The 13,618-nt window shown below is 55.7% G+C and carries 15 protein-coding genes and 1 tRNA gene; 13 read left to right on the plus strand and 3 right to left on the minus strand.

All coding sequences use genetic code 11. The annotated features are described in order from the left end of the window. Positions 1 to 2: 2 nt before the first annotated feature. From gmk to phoB, 9 genes are all read left to right on the plus strand, one after another. On the plus strand, positions 3 to 647 hold the full coding sequence (gmk, locus tag HZ995_RS14100) for a guanylate kinase (RefSeq protein ID WP_209358279.1): 645 nt from the start codon (positions 3 to 5) through the stop codon (positions 645 to 647). Then, on the plus strand, positions 644 to 1,165 hold the full coding sequence (locus tag HZ995_RS14105; RefSeq protein WP_209356300.1) for a gamma carbonic anhydrase family protein: 522 nt from the start codon (positions 644 to 646) through the stop codon (positions 1,163 to 1,165). Before gmk ends, HZ995_RS14105 begins: the two co-directional genes overlap by 4 nt. Before the next feature lie 87 nt (positions 1,166 to 1,252). Continuing rightward, positions 1,253 to 2,281, plus strand: a complete 1,029-nt coding sequence (locus HZ995_RS14110) for a sensor histidine kinase (RefSeq protein ID WP_209356301.1) — start codon at positions 1,253 to 1,255, stop codon at positions 2,279 to 2,281. A gap of 139 nt (positions 2,282 to 2,420) precedes the next feature. Continuing rightward, on the plus strand, positions 2,421 to 3,458 hold the full coding sequence (locus tag HZ995_RS14115; RefSeq protein WP_209356302.1) for a substrate-binding domain-containing protein: 1,038 nt from the start codon (positions 2,421 to 2,423) through the stop codon (positions 3,456 to 3,458). A gap of 95 nt (positions 3,459 to 3,553) precedes the next feature. After that, positions 3,554 to 5,026, plus strand: coding sequence for a phosphate ABC transporter permease subunit PstC (gene pstC / locus HZ995_RS14120; RefSeq protein WP_209356303.1), 1,473 nt, complete (start codon positions 3,554 to 3,556; stop codon positions 5,024 to 5,026). Then, a complete protein-coding gene (gene pstA, locus HZ995_RS14125; protein ID WP_209356304.1) occupies positions 5,023 to 6,366 on the plus strand; it encodes a phosphate ABC transporter permease PstA in 1,344 nt (447 codons plus the stop codon). The genes pstC and pstA overlap by 4 nt, the downstream gene beginning before the upstream one ends. A 23-nt stretch (positions 6,367 to 6,389) precedes the next feature. Continuing rightward, complete coding sequence (gene pstB / locus HZ995_RS14130; RefSeq protein ID WP_209356305.1) at positions 6,390 to 7,187, plus strand: phosphate ABC transporter ATP-binding protein PstB; 798 nt, start codon at positions 6,390 to 6,392, stop codon at positions 7,185 to 7,187. Positions 7,188 to 7,192: 5 nt separating this feature from the next. Then, the gene (gene phoU, locus HZ995_RS14135) at positions 7,193 to 7,912 is read left to right on the plus strand and encodes a phosphate signaling complex protein PhoU (RefSeq protein ID WP_209356306.1); all 720 of its coding nucleotides are present in this window, start codon (positions 7,193 to 7,195) and stop codon (positions 7,910 to 7,912) included. A 15-nt stretch (positions 7,913 to 7,927) separates the two neighbouring features. Further along, positions 7,928 to 8,617, plus strand: a complete 690-nt coding sequence (phoB, locus tag HZ995_RS14140; protein WP_209356307.1) for a phosphate regulon transcriptional regulator PhoB — start codon at positions 7,928 to 7,930, stop codon at positions 8,615 to 8,617. Positions 8,618 to 8,670: 53 nt separating this feature from the next. Here phoB and HZ995_RS14145 read toward each other — a convergent pair. Next, a tRNA-Ile gene (locus HZ995_RS14145) sits at positions 8,671 to 8,747 on the minus strand. 64 nt (positions 8,748 to 8,811) lie between these two features. Next, a complete protein-coding gene (locus HZ995_RS14150; protein ID WP_209356308.1) occupies positions 8,812 to 9,489 on the minus strand; it encodes a tyrosine-protein phosphatase in 678 nt (225 codons plus the stop codon). Between the two features lie 153 nt (positions 9,490 to 9,642). On the opposite strand from HZ995_RS14150, the gene purM reads away from it, so the two are divergent. The 3 genes from purM to rnd all read left to right on the plus strand — a co-directional run bounded on the left by purM (position 9,643) and on the right by rnd (position 12,526). Beyond that, positions 9,643 to 10,689, plus strand: a complete 1,047-nt coding sequence (purM, locus tag HZ995_RS14155) for a phosphoribosylformylglycinamidine cyclo-ligase (RefSeq protein WP_209356309.1) — start codon at positions 9,643 to 9,645, stop codon at positions 10,687 to 10,689. Positions 10,690 to 10,730: 41 nt separating this feature from the next. Further along, on the plus strand, positions 10,731 to 11,270 hold the full coding sequence (gene purN / locus HZ995_RS14160; protein ID WP_245168808.1) for a phosphoribosylglycinamide formyltransferase: 540 nt from the start codon (positions 10,731 to 10,733) through the stop codon (positions 11,268 to 11,270). A gap of 98 nt (positions 11,271 to 11,368) precedes the next feature. Then, the gene (rnd, locus tag HZ995_RS14165) at positions 11,369 to 12,526 is read left to right on the plus strand and encodes a ribonuclease D (protein ID WP_209356311.1); all 1,158 of its coding nucleotides are present in this window, start codon (positions 11,369 to 11,371) and stop codon (positions 12,524 to 12,526) included. 6 nt (positions 12,527 to 12,532) lie between these two features. Here the strand turns inward: rnd and HZ995_RS14170 are convergent, their stop codons facing one another. Continuing rightward, positions 12,533 to 13,039 carry a hypothetical protein gene (locus HZ995_RS14170; protein ID WP_209356312.1) on the minus strand — a complete coding sequence of 169 codons (507 nt, stop codon included), beginning with the start codon at positions 13,037 to 13,039 and terminating at the stop codon, positions 12,533 to 12,535. Positions 13,040 to 13,165: 126 nt separating this feature from the next. On the opposite strand from HZ995_RS14170, the gene HZ995_RS14175 reads away from it, so the two are divergent. Continuing rightward, a complete protein-coding gene (locus HZ995_RS14175) occupies positions 13,166 to 13,573 on the plus strand; it encodes a SufE family protein (protein WP_209356313.1) in 408 nt (135 codons plus the stop codon). The last annotated feature ends 45 nt before the right edge of the window (positions 13,574 to 13,618 follow it).

Below are 13,618 nucleotides of genomic sequence, written 5' to 3' on the forward strand. Positions count from 1 at the left end.
CCATGCAAAACCGCCGCGGCCTTCTTATTATCCTGTCCTCGCCTTCAGGCGCAGGAAAATCTACGCTTTCCAAGCGGTTGCGCGAATGGGACACGACGATTGAGTTCTCTGTTTCGGCGACGACACGCGCGCCGAGGGACGGCGAGCAGGATGGCGTGGACTATCATTTCCTGACTGAAGAGGCCTTTAAGAAAACCGTCGCCGAAGACGGCATGCTTGAGCACGCCCATGTCTTTGGCAATTTCTACGGCTCTCCAAAGGCTCCGGTTCAGGCCGCGATTGATCAGGGCTCGGACGTGTTGTTCGACGTAGACTGGCAGGGTGCACAGCAGATAAGCCGCTCGTCATTGCAGGATCATGTGCTGTCTGTGTTCGTTTTGCCTCCGTCGATCAAGGAACTGCGCCGTCGGCTGGAAAGCCGGGGACAGGACAGCTCTGAGGTCATTCAAAAACGCATGGCCAAAAGCTGGGACGAGATCAGCCATTGGGATGGCTATGACTACGTTCTAATCAACGATGATTTGGATGCGACCTTTGACCGGCTCAAGGCGATTATTTCAGCCGAGCGTTTAAAACTGTCCCAACAACCCGGAATGATGGATTTCATTCGTGGCCTGCATGACGAATTTATCGAGGTGGAAGAATGACCATTTATAGTCTGGATGGTGTTTCGCCTCAGGTCGCTGAGGACAGCTGGATCGCAACAGATGCAAATGTCATCGGCAAGATTGTGATCCAAGAGGGCGTGTCGGTCTGGTTTGGCGCAACCCTGCGGGGCGATAACGAAGAGATCGTGATCGGCAAGGGCTCTAACGTGCAGGAAAACACCATCATGCACACAGATATGGGCTATCCGCTGACCGTGGGCGAAGGCTGCACCATCGGGCACAAGGCGCTTTTGCATGGCTGCACGATTGGCGACAATACATTGATCGGCATGGGAGCAGTGATCCTGAACGGCGCCAAGATCGGCAAGAATTGCCTTATCGGAGCCAATGCGCTGATCACGGAAAACAAAGTCATTCCAGATGGGTCTCTGGTCATGGGCTCTCCGGGCAAAGTCGTGCGCGAGTTGGATGAACAGGGCATTCAGGGCTTGCGTGCCTCGGCACTGAACTACCAGCAAAATATGCGCAGATTCCGGGCGGGGCTTGCGCAAATCTAGCGCCAAAAGCCACCCCCTTTACATTTGCAGAACAATCCTGAACGTTTGCGCCAAGTTACATTCGCTGCCGTTCAGACCCGTTCCATCATGATTGACTCTCTGCTTGAAGCCATCCCTTTGCCAGCCGTTTTGATTGGCACGGACGCGCGTCTTTTGGGGGGCAATGAACGTGCCATTCGCCTGCAACCCAACGCCGGAGATCGCCGTGCCTTTATTCTGGTGTTTAGACAACCGGGCTTTAGCACGGCGTTCGAGCAATGCATTCGCACCAGACAGCCACAGACCACCGTGTATCTGCACACCGATGAAGGGCATGAGATCCGTTATGACGTGACCTGTTCCTATGTCGAGTTCGGAGAGACAAAAGGCGTCCTTGCCTGTTTTCGCGATGTAACCGAAGTCGAACAGGCAAGCGAAATCCGTCGGGATTTTGTCGCCAACGTCAGCCATGAATTGAAAACACCGCTGACTGCCTTGCTTGGTTTTATCGAAACCCTGCAAGGGCCTGCGCGCAATGACGAAGCCGCGCGAGATCGGTTTCTTGGCATCATGGGGGCCGAGGCCAGCCGTATGAACCGCCTTGTCGGGGATCTCTTGTCCCTAAGCCGCGTCGAAGAAGAAGCGCGCATGCGGCCGACCGATTCCATAGATGTTGCAAACATCGTGAACACCGTCGTGCGAAACCTTTGCGAAGTTGCCAAGGCTCAAGAGGTCGAGATCTCGGTCCAGGGGCTGGAGTCTGAGACCAATGTGCTGGGTGACTCAGACCAGCTGTTGCAGGTCTTTACCAACCTGATCGAGAACGCTGTAAAATATGGCGGCAGCGGTGGGGCAGTCAATGTCACATTCAAATCTGTTGACCGAGATCCGTTTCTACGCCGTCCTGCGGTTCGCATCGAAGTGAAGGATAATGGGCCTGGCATTGATCCCGTGCATATCCCACGCCTGACCGAACGGTTTTACCGCATCGACTCGCATCGCTCTCGCGAAATGGGTGGAACAGGTCTTGGCCTGGCCATTGTTAAGCACATCGTGAATCGTCACCGTGGCCGCATGAAAATCGAGAGTGCCTTGGGGCAAGGCAGCACTTTTGCGGTGATCCTCCCGAAAAATTAACGGGCAAATTGGATTTGTAGAGCAAATCCAGACCAGCTTCATAAAACTGTTACACAAGCGTCACAAAAGCGTAAGCAACCAAGCCTACTTCCGCGCTCAGGTTGCTCATAGACGAGCTTCCCTAATCAGGAGTTAAAAAATGTCCGTTAAACTGACCGTGTCCGCTGTAGCGATTGCTGCCATCGCTGCCACTTCCGCCGCAGCACGTGATCAAGTTCAAGTCGCAGGTTCTTCTACCGTTCTTCCATATGCTTCCATCGTTGCTGAAGCCTTCGGTGAAAACTTCGACTTCCCGACCCCAGTTGTTGAATCCGGCGGATCCTCCGCAGGCCTCAAGCGTTTCTGTGAAGGTGTTGGCGAAAACACCATCGACATCGCAAACGCGTCCCGCAAAATCAAAGACAAAGAAGTCAAAGCTTGTGCCGAAGCTGGTGTCACCGACATCATCGAAGTTCGCATCGGCTATGACGGCATCGTTTTCGCATCCGACATCAACGGCGAAAGCTTTGAATTCACCCCATCCGATTGGTTCCTGGCTCTGTCGGACACCGTTCTGGTTGACGGCGAGATCGTTCCGAACACCAACGCAACCTGGGCAGACGTAAACCCAGCGTTCCCTGCACAAGCTCTGGCAGCTTACGTTCCAGGCACCAAGCACGGCACACGCGAAGTGTTTGAAGACAAAGTTATCCTGGCGGGCTGTGAAGCAACTGGCGCATTTGACGTGATCAAAGCGGCAAACGGTGGCGACAAGAAAGCTGCTGAAAAAGCATGTATCGCTCTGCGGACTGACGGCGTTTCTGTCGACATCGACGGCGACTACACCGAGACCCTGGCGTCCATCGAATCCAACAAAGACGGCGTTGGCGTCTTTGGTCTGGCCTTCTACGAGAACAACACCGACAAGCTGCAAGTTGCGACTATGTCCGGCATCGTTCCTACCACCGAATCCATCGCGACCGGTGAATACCCTGTGTCCCGCCCACTGTACTTCTACATCAAGAAGGCACACATCGGCGTCATCCCAGGCGTAAAAGAATACGCTGAGTTCTTCGTAGCTGACGAAATCGCGGGCGAAGACGGTCCCCTGGCAGCCTATGGTCTGGTTGCAGATCCAGAGCTGGAAGAAACCCAAGAAGCGGTTGCTGACGAAGCAGTGCTTGGCGCAAACATGTAATTGCCTTAAGGCAATCACGAGGACGGCGGTCTCGCCGTCCTCATTCACGAAAAGCCGTTGGTTATCACCTGCGCATCCAAACAAACGGAGTATCCATGCCTGTACTTTGGCTCGTGCTGATCGTCTTTGCTCTTGCGACGGTCGGCTTTTTTGTTGGACGAATGCGTGCGTTGCAGTCAGCGGGTGGCGATAGCCGCAACCTACATTCTCTTCCTTATTTTTACGGCACCAATGTCGCTTTGAAAGTTCTGGTCCCTGCGCTTTTGGTGCTTGGCATTTGGACTTTGTTGCAGGGTGTGATCATCAACAATGTTGTCTCATCTGGCTTGCCAGAAAGCGCAATTCCCGAGGGCTCGACGATTGGTCTGGTGATGTCCGAAGTGCGCCGGGTCGCCGAGGGGCTTAATCTCTTGGTTGCTGAAGGGCTGATGAGCCAATCGCAGTCCGAGAACCTACGCGCCGAGTTTACCGACGTGCGGGCCCGCCTTGCCGAAGTCGGCATCGCGCTTGGGGCAAATGTGGAAAACAGCGTTCTGAAGGCCGCGCAATCCTATCGCTCGATGACGGCAACTGGATCTGTCATCATGACGCTTTTGGTACTGTGCCTCGCCATCGCAGGGGCTGGGTTTTCGATTGCTCAGACCCACAAGAATTTCCGCGCCCGCAATACGGTGGAACGCGGTGTCTTGGTTCTGTTGATCGCGGCCGCCTCTCTGGCGATTTTGACAACCGTCGGCATCGTTTTGTCGATGGTATTTGAAACCCGCAACTTCTTTGGCCTGCACAGCTGGACCGACTTTTTCTTCGGCTCCACCTGGGCGCCAAACTTCCGCGGAGACTCCGAACTTTCGATCCTGCCGCTTTTGTGGGGTACGCTCTACATTTCCTTTGTCGCACTCTTGGTGGCTGTGCCGGTTGGCCTTTTTGCTGCGATCTACCTGTCTGAATATGCGTCCCGCCCCGTGCGCAGCTTCGCCAAGCCTCTGCTTGAGATTCTTGCCGGCATCCCGACCATCGTTTACGGCCTGTTCGCGCTGGTGACCTTTGGCCCATTCCTTCTTCGTATCTTCGGAGACGGTGGTTACTTAGGCATCGACTGGATGACTGATGCGCGCTCAGTTGCAACTGCGGGCATCGTGATGGGCATTATGCTTATCCCATTCGTGAGCTCACTTTCTGACGACATTATCAACGCAGTGCCGCAGTCGATGCGCGATGGATCCTATGGTTTGGGTGCCACCAAGTCTGAGACCATCAAACAGGTGGTCCTGCCTGCCGCATTGCCCGGTATCGTCGGCGCGATTCTTTTGGCCACCTCGCGCGCCATCGGTGAGACCATGATCGTGGTGATGGGGGCAGGGGCCATCGCGCGCTTTGCCGGTAACCCTCTGGAAGCGCTCACAACAATCACCACACGGATCGTCAGCCAGCTGACTGGCGATGGCGACTTCGCAAGCCCAGAAACGCTGGTCGCGTTCGCCCTTGGCTTGACCCTCTTTGTCCTAACGCTGGGGCTTAACGTTCTGGCCCTCTACATCGTCCGCAAATATCGGGAACAATACGAATGACCGACGCAAGCATGCCCGAAAACGCGGTGAAAACCTCGATCCACACGCTGGATGCGCGCACCAAAAAGCGCAATGCCGCGGAAGCCCGCTTCAAAGCTTATGGGATCGCAGCTATTGCGGCTGGCCTGATGATGCTAGTGGTCCTTGTGACCACAATCGTTGGCAATGGCTTTGGTGCGTTTCAACAGACCTTCATTACCCTCGATGTCGAGCTTGTCGAAAAGAAACTCGACAAAAAGGGCAACCGAGACATTGCCGACATCAAGAAAGTTTCGACTTTCGGCTATGCCCCGCTTTTGAAAACGGCCTTTGAGACCAAAGTCGAAGAGCTGGGCATTGAGACCGATCTCAAGTCCAAATCTATGAGTGCGCTTTTGTCCAAATCAGCGCCAGCGCAGATGCGCGACTTTGTGCTGGAAGACGTGTCACGCATTGGTCAGACCGTTGAATTCACCTTCCTCGCGAACTCTCGGATCGACGGCTATCAAAAGGGGCGCGTGACGCGTGAGAGTATTGCGAATGACAAAAACGTGTCGGTCGAACAGCTTGATTTCGTAGATCAAATGGTCGAGGCAGGCGTGATTGAGAAGCGCTTCAACATTGATTTCATCATCGGCGCAGATGCATCTGACCAACGACCAGAGGCCGCCGGGATCGGTGTCGCCATGGCGGGATCCTTCTTTATGATGCTGGTGGTTCTTTGTCTGGCTCTGCCAATCGGCGTCGCAGCTTCGATCTATCTGGAAGAATTCGCACCTAAGAACTGGCTGACCGACGTTATCGAGGTGAACATCTCAAACCTCGCAGCAGTTCCGTCGATTGTCTTCGGTATCCTCGGCCTTGCGGTCTTCATCAACTATATGCACCTGCCACAGTCGGCCCCATTGGTCGGTGGCCTCGTGCTGACCCTGATGACCCTGCCAACCATCATCATCTCGACCCGCGCGTCGCTCAAAGCCGTGCCTCCGTCGATCCGCGATGCGGCGCTCGGCCTCGGCGCCTCCAAGATGCAATCGGTCTTTCACCATGTTTTGCCATTGGCAGCACCCGGCATCCTGACCGGTACAATCATTGGCCTCGCGCAGGCCTTGGGTGAAACCGCACCGCTCTTGTTGATCGGCATGATCGGCTTTATCGCGTCCAACCCACCGGACAGCCTGGCCTCGGGCCTTCTGGACCCGAACTCGGCTATGCCAGCCCAGATCTATGAGTGGGCGAAACGCGCAGACCCCGCGTTCTACGAACGCGCGTGGGGAGGCATCATTATCCTCCTCGTCTTTCTTGTGACAATGAATACCGTAGCGGTCATCCTGCGCCGTCGGTTCGAGCGCCGTTGGTAATACGGCAGAAGGACGATAAACTCATGTATGACGCACCAAATCTGGAGACCGCTGTGGAGCAGAAAAACATCAAATTCTCAGCCTCTGGGGTTCAGGTCTATTACGGCGACACCCATGCGATCAAAGACGTTTCCGTCGAGATCGAAGACAAGAAGGTCACGGCCTTTATTGGCCCGTCAGGCTGTGGCAAGTCGACCTTCCTGCGCACGCTGAACCGTATGAACGACACGATCGACATCTGTCGCGTGACCGGTGACATCCGTCTGGATGGCGAAGACATCTACGACCCAAAGGTCGATCCCGTGCAGTTGCGCGCCAAGGTCGGCATGGTGTTTCAGAAGCCAAACCCGTTCCCGAAGTCGATCTACGACAATATCGCATATGGTCCACGTATCCACGGCCTCGCGAATTCCAAAGCAGAGCTCGATGAAATCGTCGAGAAATCCCTTCGTCGTGGCGCGATCTGGGATGAGGTCAAAGACCGCCTCGATGCGCCGGGCACTGGCCTGTCTGGCGGTCAGCAGCAACGCCTGTGTATCGCGCGTGCCGTTGCGACTGAACCTGAAGTGCTGTTGATGGATGAGCCATGCTCGGCGCTGGACCCAATCGCAACCGCGCAAGTCGAAGAACTGATCGACGAGCTGCGCACCAGCTATTCCGTCGTGATCGTCACCCACTCAATGCAGCAGGCTGCGCGCGTGTCGCAAAAGACCGCCTTCTTCCACCTCGGCAATCTGGTCGAGTTCGACGACACCTCCAAAATCTTCACCAACCCCACTGATGAGCGCACAGAAAGCTACATCACAGGCCGGATCGGGTAAGAGCTATGACCGAAGATCTCCATATCGTATCCTCTTTTGACCGCGACCTCGAAGGCATTCAGGCGCACATCATGAAAATGGGCGGGCTGGTCGAAGAGGCGATCCTTGATGCCAGCCAAGCTTTGATCAAACGCGACGAAGAGCTGTCTGAGAAGGTGCGCGAACGCGATGCCGCGATTGATGCGCTCGAAGAGCTGATCAATGACGAAGCCGCCCGTGTGATTGCTCTGCGCTCACCAACTGCGATCGACCTGCGTCTGATCCTGTCGGTCATCAAAATTTCCGGCAACCTTGAACGTATCGGCGACTATGCCAAGAACCTCGCAAAACGGAATGCAGTGCTCGTGCATATGTCACCGGTCGAGGGCTCTCGTCGTGCGCTTGGTCGCATGGCCAAAGAAGTGCAGCTGATGCTGAAAGACGCGCTGGATGCCTATATCCAACGCGACGTCGAGCTGGCCCAAGAGATCCTTGAGCGCGACAATGACATCGACCAGATGTACAACGCGCTGTTCCGTGAATTCCTGACCTTCATGATGGAAGATCCACGCCATATCACGCCCTGTATGCACTTGCATTTTATCGCGAAAAACACCGAGCGCATGGGAGACCATGTAACAGCCATTGCCGAGCAAGTGATCTATCTGGTCACCGGCAAAATGCCAGAAGACAACCGTCCTAAGACTGGCTTCCTAGAGGCCGATGACGAGTCCGCAGACGCCTAAGGAAAGGACTCACTTATGTCCAACGATCACCCAAAGGTTCTTCTGGTCGAAGACGAGCCGGCACAACGCGAAGTTCTAAAATATAACCTGCAATCTGAAGGGTTTGACGTGGTTGCCGCTGCGGATGGCGACGAAGCGATCCTGCTGGTCGAAGAAGAAACGCCAGATATCATCGTTCTGGATTGGATGTTGCCAGGCATCTCCGGTATCGAGATTTGCCGTCGCATCAAAAGCAAGTCGCATACACGCTTGATCCCGGTCATCATGCTGTCGGCCCGCGCCGAAGAGGTTGACCGCGTGCGTGGTCTGGAAACCGGCGCGGATGATTACGTGGTAAAACCTTATTCCGTGCTGGAACTGATGGCGCGGGTGCGCAGCCAATTGCGGCGCGTGCGTCCGGCGTCTGTCGGCCAGCGTCTGGAATATGAAGACATCATTCTGGACAGCGAAACCCATCGCGTCACACGCAGCGACAATCCCCTGAAGCTTGGCCCAACAGAGTTCCGCCTGTTGTCGACCTTCATGGAAAAGCCCGGTCGAGTTTGGAGCCGCGAACAGCTTTTGGATCGAGTCTGGGGCAGGGACATCTATGTCGATAGCCGAACTGTTGACGTGCACGTCGGCCGTCTGCGCAAGGCTTTGTGTCTGCATGGCGGAGAAGATCCTGTACGCACGGTGCGGGGCGCAGGCTACGCGCTGGGATAAAGTTTGCGCATCACATTTAAAGTGGTGCGTAATCATTTGATTTAAAAAGATATTGGTAGGCCCGGCAGGACTTGAACCCGCAACCAAAGCGTTATGAGCGCTCTGCTCTAACCAATTGAGCTACAGGCCCTACCTTGTGCTTCAGTGGCTATCATATTGGCTTTTCGCGTCAAGAGAGCAGATGCCGCTTTGTGCTAGTTTCTGCGCTCGGCATCAAAGGACGCTTGCTCGGCCTCTTGGTCATACGCGTGCAGAAGCCAGTCTCGCAAAGAAACACCCGTTTGCGCCTGCGCCCTCCCATAGGCGCGCAGGGTATGGCCCATGATGCCCGTCTTGCGATCATTCACATGCAGATACTTAAACGAAAGCATCGCTTGTGCCTCGGCAACGGACATTCCCTCGCTGTGAATCAGATACAGCGCACTAGCGAGCCCCGCGCGGTCTGCGCCGGATTTGCAATGCATCAGAAAGGGCTTTTCGACCGAGTCAAACAGGTCCAACAGCGCCAAAAGCTCTTTTGGATCAGGCGCGTAGCGGGCATTCAGATTGAGCGTATGCATCGTGATGCCGTAATCTCGGCAATAGTGTTCCTCAAGCAAATAGGGCACCGAACCAGCGCCACCACGCAGGTTGAGGATGGTTTTGATACCTAGCTCTGCCAAATTTGGAAAGCGTCGCCCGTTGGGATAGTTCGACCGATAAACCCCCGGCGCGATCTGGTGTAAATTTGACCAATAGCGCCGGAAAAACCCGTGATCATACCAGGTCACATAGCGCTCGGCGGCGTCGACCGAGAAATCCGCCACCAAAGCCCGATTGGCCTCGGTCCGTTTGCGGCTGTCCCAAGCCTGAATGCGTTTGATCAGTGACACGCGCGCGCCTTTGCCTAACTTCTTGCGCCTATCGATACCTGATCCACCCTCTGAGGCAACCTCAATGTCGCAATTCGTCCCCTTTGCCTTGCGAGGCCGCGCGGTTTGATTTACTGGACCCCCAAAGCAGCTGATCCACCTGAGGGGCCTCTTATGAGCACTGGCAAAAACGGCATCACCTATGCGGATGCGGGCGTTGATATTGACGCGGGCAACGACCTTGTAGAACGCATCAAACCGGCTGCGAAACGCACCAAACGCTCGGGTGTGATGGCAGGTCTGGGTGGCTTTGGTGCGCTGTTTGACCTTAAGGACGCGGGCTACACCGATCCGATTCTAGTAGCGGCAACGGATGGCGTTGGTACCAAGCTGCGCATCGCCATCGACACAGGCTATATGGACACGGTCGGGATCGATCTGGTCGCCATGTGCGTGAACGATCTGGTGTGTCAGGGTGCTGAGCCTCTGTTTTTCCTAGATTATTTTGCGACCGGAAAATTGGACACCGACTCCGCGGCGCGCGTCATCGAAGGCATTGCACAGGGCTGCGTAGACAGCGGCTGCGCGCTGATCGGTGGTGAGACGGCTGAAATGCCGGGCATGTACGAGGACGGCGATTTCGACCTCGCAGGCTTCTCCGTCGGCGCGATGGAACGCGGTACAGACCTGCCAACAGACGTGGCCGAGGGCGACATCCTTCTGGGTCTGGCCTCAAACGGCGTGCATTCCAATGGCTACTCGCTGGTGCGCAAGCTTGTTGAAGTCTCGGGTCTCAGCTGGGACGCGGATTGTCCGTGGGAAGAGGGCACATTGGGCGCGTCCCTGCTCAAGCCAACCAAACTCTACGTCAAACCCGCGCTTTCTGCGATCCGCAGCGGTGGCGTGCATGCACTGGCGCATATCACCGGCGGCGGCTTAACTGAAAACCTGCCACGCGTTCTGCCAGAAGGGCTGGGCGCAGAGATCGACCTGTCCACGTGGACTTTGCCCGGCGTCTTCCAATGGCTCGCGCAAACCGGTGGCATGTCTGAGGCCGAGATGCTCAAGACCTTCAACTGCGGCATCGGCATGATCCTTGCTGTAGCGCCAGACCAACTGACCTCTGTTCAAGAAGCGCTGGCGGAATGCGGCGAGATCCCTGTGACCATCGGCAAGGTCACGTCTGAGGGCGCAATGCGCTATCAAGGCAGCCTTCTTTGACGCTCCGCGTTGCTATTCTGATTACAGGCGGCGGCTCAAACATGGTCCGCCTGCTAGAAGACATGGCCGAGCCCGGTCATGCAGCCGAACCTGTTCTGGTTCTGGCCAATGATCCAACAGCCGGTGGCCTCGCGAAGGCTGCCGCACAGGGTGTCGCGACGTCAGTTGTGGATCATCGCGATTTCAAAGGCGACCGCGCTGGGTTTGAGGCGGCCATCGACAAAGTGCTGCGAGAGGCCGACGTTGATATCGTCTGTCTGGCCGGTTTCATGCGCATTCTGGGCGCAGATTTTGTCGGCGGTTGGGAAGGACGGATGCTGAACATTCATCCGTCTTTATTGCCGAAATACAAAGGTTTACACACGCATCAACGGGCGCTGGATGCAGGCGACACAGAGCATGGATGCTCGGTGCATCTTGTGACGCCCGCCTTGGATGACGGCCCGATCCTTGGGCAAGCCACTGTGCCTGTGCAAGAGGGCGACACAGCGGAAACGCTGGCCGCGCGGGTTCTATCAGAAGAGCATCAGCTCTACCCAAAAGTGCTACGTGAGTTCGCAGCTTCTCTCAAAGCTGAGTGATATACGCATAAGCGAATAGGTTGTTTGCAATTTCGTCATAGACCACGTAGGTCTGTGGATAAGGCGACGAGCAAGACAATCAAGAAGATCACCTCTTTATGAAAACACTCACCACGACCGAAGAGCTTGCGCAGTTCTGCGACATGGCGCGCAGCCAGCCCTATGTCACCATCGACACGGAATTTCTGCGCGAACGGACCTATTATTCCAAGTTGTGTCTCATTCAGATGGCAGTGCCGGATTTTGATGGGGACGACGCTGTTCTGGTTGATCCGCTGGTGGGAGATATGTCGCTTGAGCCGCTTTACGAGCTGTTTCGCGATACCTCAGTGGTCAAAGTCTTCCACGCCGCGCGTCAGGATCTCGAGATCTTTTTCGTTGAAGCGGGTGTTTTTCCTGAGCCGTTGTTTGACACGCAGGTCGCCGCGATGGTCTGTGGCTTTGGTGAACAGGTCGGCTATGAAACGCTGGTGCGCCGGATTGCAAAGCAGAGCCTGGATAAATCCAGCCGCTTCACCGATTGGTCTCGACGCCCGTTGACAGATGCGCAAAAGAAATATGCGCTGGCGGATGTTACGCATCTACGCAAAATCTATGAATTCCTCGCGGGCAAGCTTGAGGAAAACAACCGCACACATTGGGTGACTGAAGAAATCACGACGCTGACCTCGGCGGACACCTACACGCTCTTGCCAGAAGATGCATGGCAGCGGGTCAAAACACGGACGACCGCGCCGAAGTTCCTGGCAATTGTGCGTGAGTTGGCCAAGTTCCGGGAATCCTATGCGCAAGAGCGCAATGTGCCGCGCAATCGCGTGTTCAAGGATGATGCGCTGATTGAGCTGGCTTCGACAAAGCCGGGATCTCTGGCGGACTTGGGCCGCTCGCGCCTTTTGTTGCGCGAGGCGCGCAAGGGCGAGATTGCAGATGGCATCCTTAAGGCCGTGAAAGCCGGGATCGAGTGCCCGCAATCAGACATGCCGAAGGTGGCGAACCCCAAGGACAAGGCGCAGGTGAACCCCGCCTTGGCGGATCTTTTGCGGGTTTTGCTGAAGGCCAAGACTGAAAAATCCGGCGTTGCGTCTAAACTAATCGCACCCACGTCAGATTTGGACCGCTTGGCGTCAGGTGAGCGGGATGTGCCTGCCTTGTCGGGCTGGCGGCGCGAAGTCTTTGGCGAGGATGCTCTGCGGCTTTGCGACGGTCAGATCGCTCTGACCGCCAAAGGTTCTAGCATCAAAATCATTAAACTTTAGAGCGATTTAGCGCCGGGACTGAAGCGTCTTATTCGCGCCAACGACGCGGATTGTGCGCACGTTCGCCAGCTCTTGATCGGTGCGGAACACCGCTGCTGTGATCTCGCGGGATTGCGCCGGTCCTTGACGGAATCCCGGAGGCTGAACCGCAAGAAGCGTATAGGTCAGTACGCCTTTCACGGGCTCTTGATCTTCGTTTTCAGGCTCCATGCGGACATCAAACGCGCCTTGCGTGGACGCGATGCCTTTGACACGGATGATCGCGCCACCTGCGACACGCTCGATCTTGAGCGTCGTGAGATCAGCCACCAAGGTGCCTGCATATTCGGCTTCTGGGCGACGAAGAAGAGATTCACGTTCCTGAGGGATCAGCGGGTTCACTTCTTCGGCGGTGGTTTCAACTGTTTCAGAGCCTCCGAACCAATTGAATGGATTGATCGCAGAGTCCCGCACACGCCCGCAGGCACTGAGTGTGAGCGTCGCTATAAGCAGAAGTCCGATTGTCTTTTTCATTGGCCTGCCATCTCCCTTAGTCCTTTACCGAGTTAACGCATTGCCGCCGCGTTGAAAAGCCGCTTGCTGGGGGCTGGACGTTTTCCGTTCCGCGACATAGGTGAAGGGCAACAGAGGAATGTGACCATGGCCGCAGAAGCATTTGAAGAGATTGTCGAGGATTTCGAGTTCATCGAGGACTGGGAAGAGCGCTATCGCTATGTGATCGAGCAGGGGAAAGCAATGGATCCTCTGGATGACGCGTTGAAAGTGCCGGCCACCAAGGTCGATGGCTGCGCAAGTCAGGTTTGGCTGCATCCCAAGATCGACGACAATGTCATGTATTTTGACGGTGACAGCGACGCGATGATTGTGCGCGGGCTGATTGCTGTGCTGCGCAAGCTCTATAATGGGCTCACTTTGGATGAGGTTTTGGCCGTCGATGCCAGAGCCGAATTTGCGCGTTTGGGTCTGAATGACCATCTGTCCTCGCAACGCTCGAACGGACTGAAGGCGATGATCGAGCGGGTGCGTCTGGTGGCGTCTCAGGCGTGATTTGCCCTGCGGGCAATGCCTGCGGCGCGAGTATTTATTGCAAGA

Origin of the sequence: Cognatishimia activa (assembly GCF_017798205.1) — a bacterium.
In the GTDB taxonomy this organism is placed as follows: Bacteria; Pseudomonadota; Alphaproteobacteria; order Rhodobacterales; family Rhodobacteraceae; genus Cognatishimia; species Cognatishimia activa_A.

Bases quoted from the DNA above. Each gene is read 5' to 3' on its own strand.
- gmk (WP_209358279.1), top strand. From the start codon at position 3: ATGCAAAACCGCCGCGGCCTTCTTATTATCCTGTCCTCGCCTTCAGGC.
- HZ995_RS14105 (WP_209356300.1), top strand. From the start codon at position 644: ATGACCATTTATAGTCTGGATGGTGTTTCGCCTCAGGTCGCTGAGGAC.
- HZ995_RS14110 (WP_209356301.1), top strand. From the start codon at position 1,253: ATGATTGACTCTCTGCTTGAAGCCATCCCTTTGCCAGCCGTTTTGATT.
- HZ995_RS14115 (WP_209356302.1), top strand. From the start codon at position 2,421: ATGTCCGTTAAACTGACCGTGTCCGCTGTAGCGATTGCTGCCATCGCT.
- pstC (WP_209356303.1), top strand. From the start codon at position 3,554: ATGCCTGTACTTTGGCTCGTGCTGATCGTCTTTGCTCTTGCGACGGTC.
- pstA (WP_209356304.1), top strand. From the start codon at position 5,023: ATGACCGACGCAAGCATGCCCGAAAACGCGGTGAAAACCTCGATCCAC.
- pstB (WP_209356305.1), top strand. From the start codon at position 6,390: ATGTATGACGCACCAAATCTGGAGACCGCTGTGGAGCAGAAAAACATC.
- phoU (WP_209356306.1), top strand. From the start codon at position 7,193: ATGACCGAAGATCTCCATATCGTATCCTCTTTTGACCGCGACCTCGAA.
- phoB (WP_209356307.1), top strand. From the start codon at position 7,928: ATGTCCAACGATCACCCAAAGGTTCTTCTGGTCGAAGACGAGCCGGCA.
- purM (WP_209356309.1), top strand. From the start codon at position 9,643: ATGAGCACTGGCAAAAACGGCATCACCTATGCGGATGCGGGCGTTGAT.
- purN (WP_245168808.1), top strand. From the start codon at position 10,731: ATGGTCCGCCTGCTAGAAGACATGGCCGAGCCCGGTCATGCAGCCGAA.
- rnd (WP_209356311.1), top strand. From the start codon at position 11,369: ATGAAAACACTCACCACGACCGAAGAGCTTGCGCAGTTCTGCGACATG.
- HZ995_RS14170 (WP_209356312.1), bottom strand. From the start codon at position 13,039: ATGAAAAAGACAATCGGACTTCTGCTTATAGCGACGCTCACACTCAGT.
- HZ995_RS14175 (WP_209356313.1), top strand. From the start codon at position 13,166: ATGGCCGCAGAAGCATTTGAAGAGATTGTCGAGGATTTCGAGTTCATC.